The following is a 16,692-nucleotide window of genomic DNA, read 5'->3' on the forward strand; positions in this document are numbered from 1 at the left end:
CCGCAGGTCGCAAGGAAGGGAGTAGGTCGTTATGGCCAACGTCGCCGTCATCGGCGCCCAGTGGGGCGACGAGGGCAAGGGCAAGGTGGTGGACTGGCTGGCCTCGCGCGCCGATGTCGTGGTGCGCTTCCAGGGCGGCCACAATGCCGGCCATACGCTGGTCGTCGGCAACCAGACCTACAAGCTGTCGCTGCTGCCCTCGGGCGTGGTGCGCGGCAAGCTCGGCGTGATCGGCAACGGCGTCGTGCTCGACCCCGAGCACCTGCTGGTCGAGATCGAGAAGGTCGGCGCGCAGGGCCTCAAGGTCGGCCCCGACAACCTCCGCATCGCGGAGAACGTGCCGCTGATCCTCCCGCTGCACCCCGCGCTCGACAAGGCGCGGGAGGCCGCGCGGGGCGAGAACAAGATCGGCACCACAGGCCGCGGCATCGGCCCGGCCTATGAGGACAAGGTCGCGCGCCGCGCCATCCGCCTGTGCGACCTGGCCGAGCCAGAGGTGCTGTCGCGCAAGCTCGACGAGCTGCTGCTTCACCACAACACGCTGCTGAAGGGCCTCGGCGCGCCGACCTTCGAGAAGCAGGCGCTGCTCGACCGGCTGCTGGAACTCGCGCCGCAACTGCTGCCCTTCGCCGAGCCTGTCTGGGAACGGCTCGACGAGGCCAGCCGCAGCGGCAAGCGCGTGCTGTTCGAGGGCGCGCAGGCCGTGATGCTCGACGTGGATCACGGCACCTATCCCTACGTGACGTCGTCGAACACCGTCGCGGGCAATGCGGCGGCGGGCGCGGGCGTGGGCCCCAACCGCATCGGCTATGTGCTGGGCATCGCCAAGGCCTACACGACGCGGGTCGGCAGCGGGCCCTTCCCGACGGAGCTGCACGACGACACCGGCCGCCTGCTCGGCGAGCGCGGGCGGGAATTCGGCACCGTCACGGGCCGGCCGCGGCGCTGCGGCTGGTTCGACGCGGCGATGGTGCGCCAGGCCGTGAAGGTCGGCGGCGTGGACGGGCTGGTGCTGACCAAGCTCGACGTGCTGGACGGGCTGCCGATGCTCAGGATCTGCACGGGCTACCGGGTGAAGGGCCAGGTCCTGAAGAGCCTGCCGGCGTCCATCGGCGCGCAGGCCGCGGCGGAGCCGGTCTATGAGGAGATCCCGGGCTGGCCTGGCTCCACCATGGGCGCGCGCAGCTACGCCGAACTCCCGGCCGAGGCCGTGAAGTACATCCGGCGCATCGAGGAACTGGTGGAGGCGCCGGTGGTGCTGCTCTCCACCTCACCGGAGCGCGACGACACGATCGTGCTGAAGGACCCCTTCGCGGGGTGAGCGACGGCTGCGCGGAGCGGCAACGGGCGACGTCGGCTGCTGAGCGTGACGCCCGGCTGAAGCGCGCCAGTTGGGCCGGTCATCCGGTTGCCGATCGGCCTGGGCCTTGCGAGGTTCGGGCATGGCCAGCCTCACGATCCGAGATTCCCGTCCCGACGACATCCCGGCGATCGCGCCGATCTACGGTCACTGGGTCGAGACGGGGCTGGCGAGCTTCGAGCTCGAGCCGCCCGACGAGGCCGAAATGGCGAAGCGCCGCGAGGCGGTGCTGGCCAACGGCTTCCCCTACATCGTGGCGGAAGCCGAGGGCGGGCGCGTGCTCGGCTATGCCTACGTCTCGCACTGGCGGACGCGGCCAGCCTATCGCTTTGCCTGCGAGAACTCGGTCTATGTCGCGAAGGACGCAAACCGCGGCGGCGTGGGGCGGGCGCTGCTGGAGGCGCTGATCGAGCGGTGCACGGCGCGAGGCCTCAGGCTGATGGTGGCGGTGATCGGCGACAGCGGCAACGCGGCGTCCATCGGGCTGCACAGGTCCTGCGGCTTCGCGATGGTCGGCGTGCTGCCGGCGGTGGGCTGGAAGCATGATCGCTGGGTGGACAGCGTGCTGATGACGCGGGCGCTGGGCGAGGGGGCGGCGACGCCGCCGGTTTAGGGTTTTGGCGCTTTAGGCTTTTAGCCCTAAAGAGGTCGTGGGCTTCGGACAAATGCCCGGCCCCGGGCAGGTCAACGCGGCAGCGGATTCACGGCTTCAAAGAGCGGCGGCCTCCTCGACAGAGACGATATTCCTATACTACGGACGCCCGGACTGCGACGTCCAGCAAAACCCGTGGGCTGCCCGCAGCGGCCTGGGACCGTCGGGCCGGGGCCTCACATGCCCGCTTTGTGGGCGTCCCTGGGCGAGGTCTGCATCGGTTGTGGGCGAGGTCCCGCTGACGTGCCCAATCCATGCGCGCATCGCCCTTGCGGCGGCCGCCCCACGCGCGCGAGATCGGCGCCATGCCGGAGAGCCCGCAACGCTCGCATGACATCGCCGCGCTGAAGGCCGCGCTGCCCGGCCTCGCCTTGATCGAGGACCGCGCCCTCGTCCGCCAGCGCTCGCGCGACTTCTTCTGGTTCAGCCCGATCCTTGAGCGCGCGCTCAGGCATAAATCGGCCGACGCGGTCGCCCTGCCCAGGTCGGAGGAGGAGGTGCTGGCACTCGCCTCGGCCTGCGCCAGGTTGCGCATTCCGGTCACCGTGCGCGGGGCGGGCACCGGCACCTATGGCCAGGGCGTGCCGGAACGCGGCGGCGTGCTGCTCGACATGACGGGGCTCGACCGCGTGGTCTTCGCCGACCGCGAACGGGGGCTCCGCGCGCAATCCGGCATGCGCATGATGGCCGCCGAGGACGCCGCGATCCCTGCGGGCGGCGAGCTTCGCATCCATCCCTCGACCAAGCGCATGGCGACCCTCGGCGGCTTCTTCTGCGGGGGGTCGGGGGGCATCGGCGCACTGCTCTGGGGCGGCCTGCGGGAGCCCGGGAACATGAGCGGCGCGCGCGTCGTCACGCTGGAGGAGACGCCGCGCGTGCTGGAGCTGCGCGGCGCCGAGTGCAACCTGGTCAACCGCACCTACGGCGCGACGGGCATCGTGACGGAGGTCGAGGTGCCGCTCGCGCCGCATCGCGACTGGCGCGACGCCGCCGCCGCCTTCCGCGACTTCATGGATGCAGCGCGCGCCGGCGATGCGCTGGCGCGCAGCGGTCTCGGCGCGAAGTTCTGCGACGTGCTGGAGGACACCGCGGCGATCGGCCTGCCCGCTGTGGTCGGCAGGGACGCCGCGCCGCCGGGCGCGCATCTGCTGATCGCTATGCTGCCGGCCGAGCAGGAGGCCGCCTTCGCGGCGCTGATGGCCGCGCATCATGGCCGCGTCACGCTCTGGGCCGGCAGCCGCGCGCGGGAGGCCGACCCGGACGCGACGCCGATCTACGAATGCGGCTGGGGCCACGCGACGCTGCACGCGCGCAAGGTGGACCGCACGCTGACCTACCTGCAGACGCTGAACCCGCCCGGGCGCGTGCTGGAGAGCATCGAATGGTCCTGGCGGCATTTCGGCGGGCGCGAGATGCCGATCCATCTCTGCTTCATCCTGTATGAGAACGAGGTCGCGGCGAACGGCGCGCATCTGCTGCGCCTGCCTGCCGAGCCCGAGGCCGCGCAGGCCAGGCTCGATGCGATCATCGCCGCGCATGAGGCGGCCGGCATTCCCGTCGCCAATCCGCATGTGAACACCGTGGAGGCGGGCAGCCGGCACAAGCGCGTGCCCGGCGACCAGCTCGGCTTCAAAGCGGAGGTGGATCCGCACGGCCTGCTGAACCCCGGAAAACTCGAGAGCTACGTGCCCGTGAGGCCATGAAGAAGGAGACGACGATGACCGTTCTTTCCCGCCGCCAGGCGCTGCTCGGCGCCGGTGCGCTGCTCGCGGCACCACGCATCGGCAACGCGCAAGCGCTGCCGCGCGTGCGCTTCACGCTGGACTGGACCTTCCACGGCTCCTACGCCTTCGCCGCCGCCGGCGAGCGCAACGGCATCTTCCGCGACCACGGCATCGACTTCTCCATCAGCCGCGGCTTCGGCTCGGGCCGCGTGCCGATCGACATTGCCGCCGGCACCTACGACATCGGCATCGGCGACATGACGCCGGCGATCCGCTTCATGGCCGAGAATCCGCAGCGCGACGTCGTCGCCGTCGCGATCGTCTACGACCAGTCGCCTGCCTGCTGCACCGTGCGTGCCGACGGCCCGATCACCGAGCCGAAGATGCTGGAAGGCAAGACGCTCGCGGCGCCGGAATTCGACGGCGGGCGCCAGATCTTCCCGGTCTTCGCCCGCGCCGTCGGCTTCGACGCGTCGAAGGTGAGCTGGAACTCCATCTCGCCCGAGCTCCGCGAGCCCATGCTGGTGCAGCGCCGTGCCGACGGGATCACGGGCTTCATCACCTCCACCGGGCTGAGCCTGAAGGCGCTCGGGATGGATTGGCCGCAGCAGCGCATCTTCCGCTACAAGAACTACGGGATGGATTTCTACGGATCGGGCCTGCTGACGACGCGGACCTTCCTGCGCGAGAAGCCGGAGGTCGCGCGCCAGGCGATCGCGGCGCTGCTGAAGGCGCAGATCTGGGCCTATCGCAATCCCGACCAGGCCATCGCCTTCCTCAAGCAGCGCGAGACGCTCACCGACGTCGCGATCGAGACCGAGCGCCAGCAGGTCACCTTCAACGAGATGATGGTCAGCGACGTCGTGAAGCAGCATGGCATGAGTCATTTCGAGCCTGCTCGCGCGCAGAAGCAGATAGACGCGGTGGTCGAGACCTTCGCGCTGCCGAACAAGCCGAGCGTGGACCAGGTCTATGACGGCCGCTTCCTGCCGCCGGCGAACGAGTTGCGGCTGACGGCCGGCGCCTGACGCAGGCAGCCCCCTCTCCCCGGTCGGGGCAGGGCGATCGCATTTGGATCTGGCGCGATGTCGCCCGCCCAGGACGTTCCCTCTCCCGCCTTGGCGCGGGGCCGACGCGCTGCGTCGGCGCCGGAACGGTTGGCTTCAGCCGACAATGCGAGGGCTGGTCAGGGTGGGGGTAGGGCGCGAAGCGTTGGCCGCGATGGTCTGACCAGCTTCGCGACCCCCTCACCTAACCTCTCCCCCTTCCAGGGGGAGAGGCAAAGAAAGGGGCAGCGCCGCCATAAGCGATTGCCCTGCGCCGCGGCGGGAGGGGCGAGCCCCGCCTCGGGTCAGCCGGCCTCGGCCAGTAGCGCGTTGAGGTCGAGCCGCTTCGTGACCATCGCCAGCGTGCCGTCGGCCTCGCGCGGCCAGTCCTCCCGCGGGCGGTCGCGGTAGAGCTCGACGCCGTTGCCGTCGGGATCGCGGAGATAGAGCGCCTCGGACACGCCGTGGTCGGACGCGCCTTCCAGCGGCCAGCCCGCCTCCACCAGGCGCTGCAGCGCGCGGGCGAGGGCAGGGCGGTCGGGATACAGCAGCGCGACGTGGTAGAGGCCCGTCGTTCCGAAGGGCGGGGGGCTGCCGCCGGCGCTCTCCCAGGTGTTCAGCGCGATGTGGTGGTGGTAGCCGTCGGCCGAGAGGAAGACCGCGTGGTTTCCCATGCGCTGCTGCTCCTCCAGGCCGATGAGGTCGCGCCAGAAGGCGAGCGCGCGGTCGAGGTCGGCGACTTTGAGATGGACATGGCCGATGCGCAGCCCGGTAACGGAAGGCGCGCGGGCAGGCGGGCTCAGGGGGGTGCGATCGAGGACGGCGGACATGGCGGGGCTCCTTGCGTGCTGGCGATGAGATGGAGCGGTGTCGCGCGCGCTTCCAATCCATTCACGGGATCGGGGCCATCACGGCGGCCGATGGCGATAACGTTCGCCGGCATCGCCGGCCGCGGCGGGGGTCCGAATGGCATGCGCCCGCGGGAGATTAGGCGCTTGCCGGACGACACTTCCGTGAGCGATACGACCGGGATGCGGGAGAAAAATAGGAGGCGCCGGGATGCGCGGTCGCCAGGGGCGGCGGCGTGAGCGAAGGCGAGCCGCAGACCGCCAGCGTCATCCTCTGCCTGCGCTGCGACACCGCGAACCGGGTGCCGGCGGCGCGCCTGGCCGAGCAGCCGCATTGCGGGACGTGCAAGCACCCCCTGTTCGAGGGGCGTGCCGTGCGGCTGAGCGAGCCGCGGGCGCGCCGGCATATCGCGCGCAGCGGCATCCCGGTGCTGGTGGAGTTCTGGGCAGCCTGGAACACGCGGTGCTGGTGGATGGCGCTTGACATCGCGCAGGCCGCCCGCCGGATCGAGCCGGGGATGCGGCTGGTGAAGGTCTCGGTGGAGGATGCGCCGAAGTTGGCGAAGGAGCTCGGCATCGTGGCCGTGCCGACGCTGGTGCTGTTCCGCGACGGGCAGGAGGTGAAGCGGAGCACGGAGTCGATGAAGGCGCCGCAGATCCTGACCTGGGCCGGCGCGGAGGATTGAAGGCCGTCGAGGATCGGGTGCGGGCAAGGAAAAGGGCCGGCGGATCGCTCCGCCGGCCCTTCGCCATTCGATGGTGCGCGATCAGCCGACCGCGAGCCTTCGCGATCAGCCGACCGCGAGCCGTCGCGATCAGCCGACCGCGAGCCTGCGCTCGACGATCTGCGTCTTCATGCTCTTCTGGAGCTTCTCGAAGGCGCGGACCTCGATCTGGCGGACGCGCTCGCGGCTGATGTTGTACTGCTGGCTCAGCTCCTCGAGCGTGGTAGGCTCGTCCTTCAGGCGCCGCTCGATCAGGATGTGGCGTTCCCGGTCGTTCAGCGTCTTCAGCGCCTCGCCCAGAAGCTGGCGGCGGTTGGACATGTCCTGCCGCTCGGCCAGCTCCTCCTCCTGGCTTTCGCTGTCGTCCACCAGCCAGTCCTGCCACTCGCCCTCGCTGTCGGCGCGGACGGGGGCGTTCAGGCTGTTGTCGGGCGAGGCCAGGCGCCGGTTCATGCTGACCACGTCGGCCTCGGGCACCTGCAGGGCCTTCGCGATCTTCTCGACCTGCTCGGGCTTGAGGTCGCCTTCCTCCAGCGCGCTCATCTGGCCCTTCAGCCGGCGCAGGTTGAAGAACAGCTTCTTTTGCGCCGCCGTCGTGCCCATCTTCACGAGCGACCAGCTGTGCAGGATGTACTCCTGGATGGCGGCACGGATCCACCACATGGCGTAGGTGGCCAGGCGGAAGCCGCGGTCCGGGTCGAACCGCTTCACCGCCTGCATCATGCCGACATTGCCTTCCGAGATCAGCTCGCCGACCGGCAGGCCGTAGCCGCGGTAGCCCATGGCGATCTTGGCAACGAGGCGAAGGTGGGACGTGACCAGCTTGTGCGCGGCCTGCTCGTCGCCTTCGTCCTTCCAACGCTTCGAGAGGGAAAGCTCCTCTTCCGGCGTCAGCATCGGGAACTTGCGGATCTCCTGGAGGTAGCGGGAGAGGTTGCCCTCCGGGGCGATCGGGATGGACATGGAAGCCATGGAGAGTATCTGCCTCCTGGGCCGGCCGTGCCCCCCGTGACGGCGGGGATCGGTGCGGCGATGTGGTCCGCCAACGTCATCCGGGCCCTCTCGTGCAATCCCCCTCCCGGTCACGACGGGGAGAGACGGCGCGAGGCCTTCCGTGGGCTGCGGGACCGTTTCGGTCCCGGCTTCGACAGGCGCAGCGGCACCCGTCTGTCGTTGACGGCGGCGGTTATAGACGATTCACGACCGCCGGTCCAGTAAAACCCGACTGTCACACTCGGTTTAGGTTTCGTAACCTTTGGATACGAAAGCGGCAAGCGCGTCGAGCAGGCCCGCCATGTCAGGCGGAGGTGCCGCGCGGAAGGACAACGCCTCGCCCGTCACTGGGTGCCTGAAACCGAGTGTTTCGGCGTGCAGCGCCTGGCGGGGAAAGGCGAGCAGCGCGTCGCGCAGCGCCTCCGGCAGGAGCTTCGCGGCGGCGGGGGTGCGCCGGCCATAGACGGCGTCGCCCACGATGGGGTGCCCAATATGGGAGAGGTGGACCCTGATCTGGTGTGTCCGGCCCGTCGCCAGCCGGCAGCGAAGGAGGGAGACGGCGGCGCCATGGGCGCGTTCCAGCTTCCAGCGGGTCAGGGCGTGCTTGCCGCCCCTCGTCACCACCGCCATGCGCTTGCGGTCGGTGGGGTGGCGGCCGATTGGGGCCTCGACCTCGCCGGCCGCGGTGGCGGGCAGGCCCCAGGCCAGCGCCAGGTACTCGCGGTCCAGGTCCCGGTTGGCGAAGGCGGCCGAGAGGGCGGTGTGGGCGCGCTCGGTCTTTGCCACGACCATCACGCCGGAGGTGTCCTTGTCCAGGCGGTGGACGATGCCGGGCCGGGCCTCGCCGCCGATGCCCGAGAGTTCCTCCCCGGCATGGGCGAGGACGGCGTTGACCAGCGTGCCGTCGAGGTTGCCCGGGGCGGGATGGACAACCAGACCCGCGGGCTTGTCGAGCACGATGAGGTCGCGGTCCTCGAACAGGATGGTCAGCGGGATCGCCTGGGCCGTCGGCGTCGCCGCGGCGGCCGGAGGGATCACCACGGCATAGGTCGCGCCAGCGCGGACGGCTTCCGAGGGGTCGGACAGCTTCGCGCCGTCGCGGGTCGCAGCGCCGGCCTCGATCAGCGCCTTGACCCGGGAGCGGGAAAGCCCCTCAAGGGCGCCGGCGAGGAAACGGTCGGCGCGGGTGCCGGCGGCTTCGGGCGGGGCGGTGACCTGGCGAAGGTCGCCTGCCGCGGTATCGGCGGGGGATGGCGTGGCGGCGCTCAAATGGCTTGTCGGCATCATGGGGGCGTTGATCGTCGCGGGGACCTTGGCCCTGGCGCTGGTGATCGTCCAGCGCGTCGGCGCGGCGGGGGAGACGGATGTCGGACTGCGGGCGCTGGGGCAGCCCGCTGGGACGCGGATCCTTTCGGTCGCATCCGCCGAGGGCCGGATCGCGGTGCTGGTGCAGCGCCCGGACGGGGAGCGCGTGCTGCTGGTGGACCCGAAGCGCGGCCGCGTGGTCGGCGAACTGCGCGCGGCGGACTGAGGCATGGCGCACCGCAAGCCGAACCTGCCGGAGAAGCTGTGCGCGGCCTGCGGGCGTCCCTTCGCCTGGCGGAAGAAGTGGGCGCGGGATTGGGAGCATGTGCGGTACTGCAGCGATGCCTGCCGGACGGGGCGGCATGGGGCTGCGCGAGAGATGCCTGCTTCGCCGCTTGATCCCGCGCGGAAGCGGGGATAGAACCCGCGCCTCGCCGCCGGTCCGCCGGAGGCGCCAGGCCAGGGTCCCATTCGTCTAGAGGCCTAGGACACCGCCCTCTCACGGCGGCAACAGGGGTTCGAATCCCCTATGGGACGCCAGTCTTTTCAAGCACTAAGCGGGCCCTGAGCGTCAGCGGTCCAATGCGGCGTCCAATATCGCCCCGGCAGGTGTCATCGCGACCGCGCTAGAATGCGCTCCTCCCCTGCCAACCAGATTTCGTCGTGCTGCTCCATCTGCGCTTCCCACGCGGGGAATAGCCGCGCGTAGGTGCGGTGCCGCGTCCATTTCCTTCGGGGCGGCGGCGGCTCGAGGCTTGAAGCCGGGTTGCCGCCCATCTTCCGGTTCAGCTGTGTCAGCCGGTCGTGGCTCCGCTTCAGCGGGCCGCCGTTCTGCGAAGAGGCCGGAGTGCGGTCCGGACCCAACGATATCGGCGTGACGCGTGCCTCCTTCGTGAAGTTGATCCGCCTCACCGTTGTACTGCAAGGACGTGCTGCCGTGCTGAGTCCATCACCTTGGCCGTGCTGCCAGCGCCACACCAACGATCGCCGCCAGTAGCCCCAGGCTCGCGCCGAAGTCCGGCCACTCACCCAGCAGCGCCAGGCCGAAGCCGCTCGCTGCCGCAGGGCTCAAGGCGCCGAAGGACGCTGCCCGCGCCGCTCCAACCCGCGCGACCGCGAACGCAAATGCTGTCGGCGCGAGCAGCCCCGACAGCACGCCCTGCCAAGCCAGCTGCCCTGCGATGTGCCCCCACCCTACGGCGCCCAGCCCCGGCTCCAGCACCGTCAGATACAATGGTGCGAAACCCAACATCGAGAGCAGACTGACCACCGCCGTCGCTTCCAGCGCCGAGATCCCGGCACCGCGCAGCGTCAACGTATAAAGCGCGGCGAGCCAGGACGCGCAGAGCAGCAGCGCCGGCCCTTGCCACCCCTCGCCCGCCACCAACGCCGGCCCCGCTGTCACCACCACCGCCGCGACGATCATCCCTAGCCCGAGCCCCTGCACCGCCCCCAGGCGCACGGCCCCATGGCTGGCCAGCATCGACGCCGCTGCCACCCAGAGCGGCACCGTCCCAGGGAGCAACGCGCCCGCCTGCGCTACCCCTGCCTCGCGCAGGCCCGCACCCGCTATCAGCAGGAAGGGCGCACCGCCGCCGGCAACCAGCATCAGCAGCCGCAGCCACTCCGTGCGCCCGAGGCGCACCACCACTCGCCACCCGATCGGCGCCAGCAGCGCCGCCGGCGGCAGGAAGCGCAGCAGCACCATGTCGTGCAGGCCGAGCGCTCCGGTCTGCTCACCGCCCGCCGCCACGCCGAGCCGGGTCATTGCCAGCGCCCCACCCCAGATGCTGGCGGCAGCGAGCCCCGCGGCAATGCCGGAGATTTCGTTGGACACGAGCAGCCTCGGCAACGCCCGCGGCGGCGAGCGCTTCAGCAGCCGGTACATTGGTTGGGTCTCCTCGCCCGCGCCTCGTGCCGCGGAGGCGTTAAGCCGCTCCGGAAGGGTTTCAGCGCCTCAGCACGCGCCTCATCGGGGGAGAGCCCGCTGTCGCGCAGCTCGCGGTGGTCCATCAGCGCGAGCGCCCGCCGCTCCTCGACACGGGCGTGCCAACGTCCAATCGCATGCCGCAGGCGCAGATCCAGGCGCCGGGTGCTCTTCGCATACGTAGTCATCGCCAGCTTCTCCTTTGCATCGTCGCCGCGCGATCGCGGAGGCCGCCTTGTGCCGCGACAGCGCTGGCGATGCTTGGCGACGACCTGGGCGTGGTCTTGAGATCTGCTGAATTTCCCGCATGGCTTCACGGCCGCGTTGCGGTGAAACGGCTCGTCAACCGCAGCAGCGAGCCGAGGTAGCCGCGCTCGATCCTCTCCGCGGGCGCCATTTCGGTGACGGCAGCGTAGCCCCCGGCGTCCAGTAGCCGCTGGTGTCGAAATGCGCCCGCCAGCGGCCGCGGCCATGATGGCGCGGCCAACTGGGATCCCGACCGGCCGTTCTTACGGCAATGGGTCGGCGAGAGCGCCCGCCCGTCCACGCCGAAGATCAGCCCTTTCAGCAGCGCCGACGCGTGATGCCGGTTCTGGCGCGGTCCTGGCCCGCGGGCTGACCTGTAGGACGGCATGCGCCTTGTCCCAAAGGTCGCGTGGCACGATTGCCCCGCGCTCGCCGGGATAGGCGCTGCCCTTATCCGTGACCTCGCCGACATAGGTCCGGAGGTTCAGGATCTTGTAGACGTCGCTTTTGTCCAGCAGCCGGCCGGACTTCGCCGTGATGCCTTCGGCTTGCAGGCGACGCACCGTCTCGACGCCGGAGCCGGTCTCGATGAACGGGTCGAACACGCGCCGGACCCGCGTGGCCTCGGCATCGTTCACCACCACCGCAGTCGACGGTTGCGACCAGGCTGTTCTTCAAGAGCGACTTCGCTACGGCTTGCGGCGCGGGGATCGGCAGGCGCTCGGGCGGGAGGGCGAGCTTGTCGGGGTGCGCTGGCCGGGCGCTACCAACCCGAGCCCCGCAGGCCCGAGCCTGTCAGGGCGGCGCCTTACCTGCCGACGCAGGACGATTCGCCCTATTCGCCACCGATGCCGAGGCGATTGTGCGCCGGCGCGCGAGATCGGCCACAGCAGCCGAGCGGCCGGCGGATCGGCCGCGCGACTCCGGCGTTCTGCCCAGCGAAAGCCCAGGAGGCGCTAATGTATCTCGCCCGCTTCTCCTACGACCTGTTGCCGGTCAATCGCGACCGCGCCCTGCAGTTCATCCAGCGCGAAGTGCAAGCGGCGCAGCAGAAGGGGCTGAATGCCCGGCTGCTTGTGCCGCTCACCCGCGGCGACGGCGGAGCTGCGCTGCAGTTCGAGGTCGAGCTGACTAGCCTCGATGACCTCGAGGGGCTTCGCCACCGCGCCGGCCCGGCGGAGGACACTCGCGAGTGGATGCGCGCGTTCAGCGAGATCCTCCTGCGCCCACCGGCCGTCGAGATCCTGCGAGTTCAGGAAGCGGAGGCGGGAGCTGGCCCTGCGGCGTGAAGCGGGGCCAAGCGCTTCGTTATCGGGAGCCGGTCGGCACAGAGGCACACAAGCAGGCGACGCTCGCCACATGCGCGGCGGCGCGGTCTGGATGCAGCGGGCCACGCCTCGCTGCCTCCGGCCGCATGCCAATGCGACCTACTCACCCTTCTTCAACAGAGCGCGGATGCGAGGTACGAGAGTCTCCATGGTGAAAGGCTTTGTCATCAGCCCCATGCCCGGCTCGAGGGAAAAGCTTCCGATCGCGGCGCTCTCAGAGTAGCCGGTGATGAACAGGACTTTGAGCCCGGGCCGGTATTGGCGCGCCGCGGCGGCCACTTGGCGGCCAGTCAGGCCTCCAGGAAGGCCCATGTCTGTGATGAGCAGGTCTACCCTAGTGTCTGATTGCAGCAGGCTTAGTCCGGCCGGACCGTTGCCCGCCTCCAGCACGAGGCAACCCATTTCCTTCAGCGCCTCGACGATCAGCATGCGCACGATGGTCTCGTCCTCCACGAGGAGCACCGTTGTGCCAGCATCTGCACCCGCTAGGGATTCGCCTGTAGCGATGCTGGCGGTCGGCGTTGTCGAGTCCCGCCTGCCTACGTGCCGCGGCAGGTAGATCCGTACCGTCGTACCTCGACCCACCTCCGAGACGATCCTGCTGTGCCCGCCGGACTGCTTGACGAAGCCGTAGATCTGGCTGAGGCCGAGGCCTGTTCCCTGTCCGATCGGCTTCGTCGTAAAGAAGGGATCGAAAGCGCGCGCCACGACGTCCGGCGGCATCCCGACTCCCGTATCAGTCACGCTGAGCCCCACATAATCACCGACGCTCATCTCGTGCTCGGCGGCAGCGTCGCTGCCGGCAAAGTGCAGGTTTTCGGTCTCGATCGTCAGCCGCCCACCGCCGGGCATCGCGTCACGGGCGTTGATCAAAAGGTTGAGGAGCGCGCTCTCAAGCTGGTTAACGTCGCAATAGGCAGGCCAAAGATCGGCCGCCAGCACAGTCTCCATTTCAATGGCCGGGCCGATCGTCCGGCACGCCAATTCTTCCATCGACGCGACGAGCTCATTGACGTCGACCGGCTTCGGAGCCAACGGCTGTCGCCTGGCGAATGCGAGGAGCCGGTGCGTCAGCCCGGCGGCGCGTCCGGCGGAGGTGATCGCTGCGTCAATATAGCGGTCCACCTCACTCGTCCGCCCCTGCTCGATTCTCGTCTTCAAGAGCCCGAGGCCGCCCACGATGCCCGTGAGAAGATTGTTGAAATCGTGCGCGAGGCCACCGGTGAGCTGCCCGATGGCCTCCATCTTATGGCTCTGGCGCAGGGCCTCCTCTGCCCGACGGCGCTCTTCCATCTCGGCGCGCAGCCGTTCATTTGCTGCGGCGAGTTCCGCCGTCCGCACCCTGACGCGCTCTTCAAGCGTCGCATTGAGGCGTCTGAGCTCATCCTCGGCACGACGCAGCCGCAGCAGGGCCCTGACGGCGGCGACGAGCTCAGACGGCTCGACCGGCTCCGTGAGATATGAGTCGGCGCCGCTCTCGAGCCCCCGGATGCGGTCGGAAGTCTCGACGAAAGATGCCGACGTCTGAAGCACCAAGGTGCCAGGAAAGTCGCGCTTGATCGCCTTGCAGACCTCGAGCCCGCTGATATCGGGCAGCTTGACGTCGAGCAGTGCCAGCGCCGGAAGGCCTTCGGCAACCCGCATCAGGGCCTCTGCGCCGGTGCCTGCCTCAATGACGGTAAAGCCCGCGCGCCGCAGCGTCCGCGTCTTCGCGTAACGTATCGCCTCGGTGTCGTCCACGTTCAGGATGATCTCGGGCGAGCCGCTCATTGCGCCTTTTCACTCCGCGCCAGCGCCTCGCCCAATGCCGAATGGAGTGTCTCCTGCGAAAGTGATGATTTCGCAATTACTGTCGCTGCCCGTGCAAGCCTTCGCCGCTCTGTGCTGCCCAGCACCGAGGAGGTGCACACGACGACCGGGATGGAGCGTGTTGCTTCGTCTTCGCCAAGCCGCTGCAACACCTCGAAGCCGTCCGGACCGCCTGGCATCCGGAGGTCGAGCAGGATCAGGTCAGGCCGGTCCGCCTGCGCTCGCCGCAGCCCCTCGGCGCCGTCGCTCGCTTCGATCAGCTCGACCGCTCCATAGCCGCTCGCCAGATGCCGCAGCACGTACCGGGATGGCTCTTCGTCGTCGACGATGAGGATCCGCGGCCCGGATCGTGCTGCTTCGGCGGGGCCAGGGGAGCGCTCGGCACCCGTCTCGGGCAGCTGCGCGGGAATGGTCAGGGAGAACACGGAACCTTTGCCGAGTTCACTCCGCACCGTCAGCTCGCCTTCCAACAACCTGGCCAGTTTGCGCGACAGCGACAGGCCAAGTCCGGTGCCCTTCACGCGCAGCTGCAGACGGGTCTCGACCTGGGCGAACTCTTCGAAGATGCGCTCCTGGTCCTCGGGCGCGATACCGATCCCGGTGTCGGTCACTGCGAAGGTGACAGATGAGAGGGTTGCGTCGCGATGCGCCGTGACGCGGACGGAGCCGCGCTCCGTGAACTTCAGCGCATTGGAGATGAGGTTGCGCAGAATCTGTGAGAGCTTGCCCTCGTCCGTGAACAGCGGCGCAACGTGATCGTCGTCATCGAAGACGAGCTCAACCGCATCAGTGGTCTGCAACGGCTTTAGCACGCCGCGCAGCGCGCCGAACAACTCGGCCACCGTGAACCTGCGCGGCCGCAGCTCCACCTTGCCGGCTTCCACCTTCGCAATGTCGAGCAGATCGTTGACCAGGTCCGTGAGGCTTTGTGCCGAGCGCCTGATGTAGCCGACCTGCCGCTCCTGCTCCGGCGTCAGCTCGCCATCGGCCCGTTCAAGCAGCAGGCGCGACAGGGCAAGGATCGAGTTCAGGGGTGTGCGGAACTCGTGGCTCATGTCGGAAAGAAAGCGGCTCTTCATCTCGCTTGCGCGCCGCAGTTCTTCGGCACGCTCGTCCAGCTCCGCGTATAGCGCGACGACCCCACGGTTGGTGTCCTCAAGTTCCGCGTTCAGTCGGTTTAGGTCGTCCTGCCGTGCACGCAGCTCGGAGAGGCTGGCGAGGAGTTCGCGATTCTGCTCGCGCGCCTCCGCGAGCGGGTCCGGTACGCCGTCCGCAGCAAGCGCCGCGGCGAGGCTGGCCAAGCTCTCCCGCCGAATGGCAGAGCCGCGAGGCAGTCGCTTGGCAAAGCGCACGACGGTCCCGCCGCCGGGATTGGGTTCGACCAGGAACCCGTCCATCAGGCGCCGAGTGCCGACGAGCCCGAGCCCCATCCCGGTCGGCGACGCATAGCGACCTTCAAGCACGGCATCGAGGTCGGCGATGCCGGGCCCCCGATCCGACACGCGCACCTCGAGCGCCTGCGCTCCTCCGGCCTCCTCGAGAGCGAACGCGACCTTTCCGCCGCCCGCATACACCACCGCGTTGCGCGCGATCTCGGAAACCGCCGTCGCGATGCGGGTCTGGTCCTGCGCTTCGAAGCCGAGGAGTCCCGCCAAGCGCCGCGCCCGCTGCCGTGCTGCGACAACGTCCTCTTCGCGGTCCAGTGTCAGCGTCAGCAGCGGCCGCGTCATGGCGCCGCCGCCTTCAGCACGGCGACGGTCACGTCGTCACGGCCGCGGCTGAAGTCGCGGTAGAGAAGGCTGGCGATCAGGAGAGGATCGCGTCCCATTACGCCGGGGTAGCGGTCCAGCGACCACGAGGTGAGCAGGCCGTCGGAGCAAAGCACGAGCAGGAAGGTACCGGCGACCGGATACCGGAACTCCCGCATGCGAGGCGCCGTGTGGCCCGCGGTGCCGCTCAGCGAGACCATGCGGCGGACCTCGCCCCCGCTCAGGATCGTGCCCGCGATGTTGCCGATCCCGCCGAACACCACTTCGCCGGACGGCAGGTCGAGCCGCGCGACGGCGACCGCAGCACCGCGCGTCGCCCGCAGGCCGCCATGCACGGTCTTCAGCACTTCCGCCGGAGGCCCGAGTGGCGCGCGCCGGAAGAGACGCACGGCTTCGCGTGACGCTGTCGCTGCGAGCGGACCGTGGCCGAGGCCGTCGGCGACGAACAGCGCGGCAGTGCCCGGGCCGGACACAAAACCCCAGGAATCGCCGGAGACCTCCTCCCCTGGTTTGGGGAGGTTCACCGCTCCGCACGACGCGCCGTTGTTCACGGATTGCACGACGGCGAGGCGCCCGCGCCGCAGCCGCGCAAGCACGGCCGTTCCCAATCCGGGCACCGACTGGATATCGAACGCCTCTGACTGGCGCTGAATTGCGCCGAGGCCATTGCCGGGCGTGCCAGCTGTGGAGAAGCCATCGCGCATGCACGCCGAGATGTCCGCCATGCCCGGACCACGGTCCAGGGCCAGGAGATCGACAGTGGGTACTTCGTCCTCGCTTCGCTGGATCAGGAACTCGCCACCCCTGCCGTGCCGGACGAGGTTGCCGGCCAGCTCAGTCGCGACCAGGGCTACGCGGCCTTCGTCGACATCGCCGAAGCCGGCCGCGCGCGCTGCCGAGGCCGCCACGCGGCGGGCGGCGGCAACGTCTGACTGGTCGGCAACCGGGACGCTCTGCATT

Annotated in this window: 17 protein-coding genes and 1 tRNA gene; 9 read left to right on the plus strand and 9 right to left on the minus strand. The window is 69.5% G+C overall.

Translation table 11 applies throughout. The annotated features are described in order from the left end of the window. Window positions 1-31: 31 nt before the first annotated feature. From ACLF3M_RS27940 to ACLF3M_RS27955, 4 genes are all read left to right on the plus strand, one after another. The gene (locus ACLF3M_RS27940) at window positions 32-1,321 is read left to right on the plus strand and encodes an adenylosuccinate synthase (protein ID WP_430660288.1); all 1,290 of its coding nucleotides are present in this window, start codon (window positions 32-34) and stop codon (window positions 1,319-1,321) included. Window positions 1,322-1,442: 121 nt separating this feature from the next. Further along, window positions 1,443-1,973: an N-acetyltransferase family protein gene (locus ACLF3M_RS27945; protein WP_430660289.1), complete on the plus strand. Its 531-nt coding sequence runs from the start codon at window positions 1,443-1,445 to the stop codon at window positions 1,971-1,973. Window positions 1,974-2,266: 293 nt separating this feature from the next. Continuing rightward, on the plus strand, window positions 2,267-3,715 hold the full coding sequence (locus tag ACLF3M_RS27950; protein ID WP_430660290.1) for an FAD-binding oxidoreductase: 1,449 nt from the start codon (window positions 2,267-2,269) through the stop codon (window positions 3,713-3,715). A 14-nt stretch (window positions 3,716-3,729) separates the two neighbouring features. Further along, window positions 3,730-4,764 (plus strand): ABC transporter substrate-binding protein, encoded by a 1,035-nt coding sequence (locus ACLF3M_RS27955; protein WP_430660291.1) that lies wholly within the window; start codon window positions 3,730-3,732, stop codon window positions 4,762-4,764. A gap of 323 nt (window positions 4,765-5,087) precedes the next feature. Here ACLF3M_RS27955 and ACLF3M_RS27960 read toward each other — a convergent pair whose 3' ends face one another. Further along, on the minus strand, window positions 5,088-5,612 hold the full coding sequence (locus ACLF3M_RS27960; protein WP_430660292.1) for a VOC family protein: 525 nt from the start codon (window positions 5,610-5,612) through the stop codon (window positions 5,088-5,090). Window positions 5,613-5,866: 254 nt separating this feature from the next. Here ACLF3M_RS27960 and ACLF3M_RS27965 point away from each other — a divergent pair, with 254 nt between their 5' ends. Further along, entirely contained in the window at window positions 5,867-6,316 is a 450-nt protein-coding gene (locus tag ACLF3M_RS27965) for a thioredoxin domain-containing protein (RefSeq protein ID WP_430660293.1), read from the plus strand. A 129-nt stretch (window positions 6,317-6,445) separates the two neighbouring features. Here ACLF3M_RS27965 and rpoH read toward each other — a convergent pair whose 3' ends face one another. Both rpoH and ACLF3M_RS27975 read right to left on the minus strand, forming a co-directional pair. Then, a complete protein-coding gene (gene rpoH / locus ACLF3M_RS27970; RefSeq protein WP_430660294.1) occupies window positions 6,446-7,318 on the minus strand; it encodes an RNA polymerase sigma factor RpoH in 873 nt (290 codons plus the stop codon). 276 nt (window positions 7,319-7,594) lie between these two features. After that, the gene (locus ACLF3M_RS27975; protein ID WP_430660295.1) at window positions 7,595-8,617 is read right to left on the minus strand and encodes an RluA family pseudouridine synthase; all 1,023 of its coding nucleotides are present in this window, start codon (window positions 8,615-8,617) and stop codon (window positions 7,595-7,597) included. Between ACLF3M_RS27975 and ACLF3M_RS27980 the strand changes: the two genes are divergently transcribed. The 3 genes from ACLF3M_RS27980 to ACLF3M_RS27990 all read left to right on the plus strand — a co-directional run bounded on the left by ACLF3M_RS27980 (window position 8,604) and on the right by ACLF3M_RS27990 (window position 9,193). After that, window positions 8,604-8,879 carry a DUF6476 family protein gene (locus ACLF3M_RS27980; protein WP_430660296.1) on the plus strand — a complete coding sequence of 92 codons (276 nt, stop codon included), beginning with the start codon at window positions 8,604-8,606 and terminating at the stop codon, window positions 8,877-8,879. The two genes, ACLF3M_RS27975 and ACLF3M_RS27980, sit on opposite strands and share 14 nt — an antisense overlap. Before the next feature lie 3 nt (window positions 8,880-8,882). Continuing rightward, window positions 8,883-9,074, plus strand: coding sequence for a DUF2256 domain-containing protein (locus ACLF3M_RS27985; protein WP_430660297.1), 192 nt, complete (start codon window positions 8,883-8,885; stop codon window positions 9,072-9,074). Between the two features lie 43 nt (window positions 9,075-9,117). Beyond that, a tRNA-Glu gene (locus ACLF3M_RS27990) sits at window positions 9,118-9,193 on the plus strand. Between the two features lie 409 nt (window positions 9,194-9,602). Here ACLF3M_RS27990 and ACLF3M_RS27995 read toward each other — a convergent pair. From ACLF3M_RS27995 to ACLF3M_RS28005, 3 genes are read right to left on the minus strand one after another with little or no spacing between them, the layout of a single operon-like run. Next, a complete protein-coding gene (locus tag ACLF3M_RS27995) occupies window positions 9,603-10,541 on the minus strand; it encodes an EamA family transporter (protein WP_430660298.1) in 939 nt (312 codons plus the stop codon). Further along, the gene (locus tag ACLF3M_RS28000; RefSeq protein ID WP_430660299.1) at window positions 10,526-11,053 is read right to left on the minus strand and encodes a DUF1127 domain-containing protein; all 528 of its coding nucleotides are present in this window, start codon (window positions 11,051-11,053) and stop codon (window positions 10,526-10,528) included. Before ACLF3M_RS28000 ends, ACLF3M_RS27995 begins: the two co-directional genes overlap by 16 nt. Window positions 11,054-11,089: 36 nt before the next feature. Then, entirely contained in the window at window positions 11,090-11,467 is a 378-nt protein-coding gene (locus tag ACLF3M_RS28005; RefSeq protein WP_430660300.1) for a recombinase family protein, read from the minus strand. Between the two features lie 318 nt (window positions 11,468-11,785). Between ACLF3M_RS28005 and ACLF3M_RS28010 the strand changes: the two genes are divergently transcribed. Then, window positions 11,786-12,115: a hypothetical protein gene (locus tag ACLF3M_RS28010; protein ID WP_430660301.1), complete on the plus strand. Its 330-nt coding sequence runs from the start codon at window positions 11,786-11,788 to the stop codon at window positions 12,113-12,115. A gap of 138 nt (window positions 12,116-12,253) precedes the next feature. On the opposite strand, the gene ACLF3M_RS28015 is transcribed toward ACLF3M_RS28010, so the two are convergent. From ACLF3M_RS28015 to ACLF3M_RS28025, 3 genes are read right to left on the minus strand one after another with little or no spacing between them, the layout of a single operon-like run. Beyond that, complete coding sequence (locus tag ACLF3M_RS28015; RefSeq protein ID WP_430660302.1) at window positions 12,254-13,924, minus strand: response regulator; 1,671 nt, start codon at window positions 13,922-13,924, stop codon at window positions 12,254-12,256. Beyond that, window positions 13,921-15,693, minus strand: a complete 1,773-nt coding sequence (locus ACLF3M_RS28020; RefSeq protein WP_430660303.1) for an ATP-binding protein — start codon at window positions 15,691-15,693, stop codon at window positions 13,921-13,923. The genes ACLF3M_RS28015 and ACLF3M_RS28020 overlap by 4 nt, the downstream gene beginning before the upstream one ends. Continuing rightward, on the minus strand, window positions 15,690-16,691 hold the full coding sequence (locus ACLF3M_RS28025) for an ATP-binding protein (RefSeq protein ID WP_430660304.1): 1,002 nt from the start codon (window positions 16,689-16,691) through the stop codon (window positions 15,690-15,692). Before ACLF3M_RS28025 ends, ACLF3M_RS28020 begins: the two co-directional genes overlap by 4 nt. Window position 16,692: the final 1 nt, after the last annotated feature.

Origin of the sequence: Falsiroseomonas sp. HW251 (assembly GCF_050563545.1) — a bacterium.
In the GTDB taxonomy this organism is placed as follows: Bacteria; Pseudomonadota; Alphaproteobacteria; order Acetobacterales; family Acetobacteraceae; genus Falsiroseomonas.

Coding starts and splice junctions, on each gene's coding strand:
- ACLF3M_RS28020 (WP_430660303.1), bottom strand. CDS start 15,693: ATGACGCGGCCGCTGCTGACGCTGACACTGGACCGCGAAGAGGACGTT.
- ACLF3M_RS28010 (WP_430660301.1), top strand. CDS start 11,786: ATGTATCTCGCCCGCTTCTCCTACGACCTGTTGCCGGTCAATCGCGAC.
- ACLF3M_RS28000 (WP_430660299.1), bottom strand. CDS start 11,053: ATGGCCGCGGCCGCTGGCGGGCGCATTTCGACACCAGCGGCTACTGGA.
- ACLF3M_RS27955 (WP_430660291.1), top strand. CDS start 3,730: ATGACCGTTCTTTCCCGCCGCCAGGCGCTGCTCGGCGCCGGTGCGCTG.
- ACLF3M_RS27995 (WP_430660298.1), bottom strand. CDS start 10,541: ATGTACCGGCTGCTGAAGCGCTCGCCGCCGCGGGCGTTGCCGAGGCTG.
- ACLF3M_RS27945 (WP_430660289.1), top strand. CDS start 1,443: ATGGCCAGCCTCACGATCCGAGATTCCCGTCCCGACGACATCCCGGCG.
- ACLF3M_RS27985 (WP_430660297.1), top strand. CDS start 8,883: ATGGCGCACCGCAAGCCGAACCTGCCGGAGAAGCTGTGCGCGGCCTGC.
- ACLF3M_RS28015 (WP_430660302.1), bottom strand. CDS start 13,924: ATGAGCGGCTCGCCCGAGATCATCCTGAACGTGGACGACACCGAGGCG.
- ACLF3M_RS27960 (WP_430660292.1), bottom strand. CDS start 5,612: ATGTCCGCCGTCCTCGATCGCACCCCCCTGAGCCCGCCTGCCCGCGCG.
- ACLF3M_RS27940 (WP_430660288.1), top strand. CDS start 32: ATGGCCAACGTCGCCGTCATCGGCGCCCAGTGGGGCGACGAGGGCAAG.
- ACLF3M_RS27950 (WP_430660290.1), top strand. CDS start 2,267: ATGCGCGCATCGCCCTTGCGGCGGCCGCCCCACGCGCGCGAGATCGGC.
- rpoH (WP_430660294.1), bottom strand. CDS start 7,318: ATGTCCATCCCGATCGCCCCGGAGGGCAACCTCTCCCGCTACCTCCAG.
- ACLF3M_RS28025 (WP_430660304.1), bottom strand. CDS start 16,691: ATGCAGAGCGTCCCGGTTGCCGACCAGTCAGACGTTGCCGCCGCCCGC.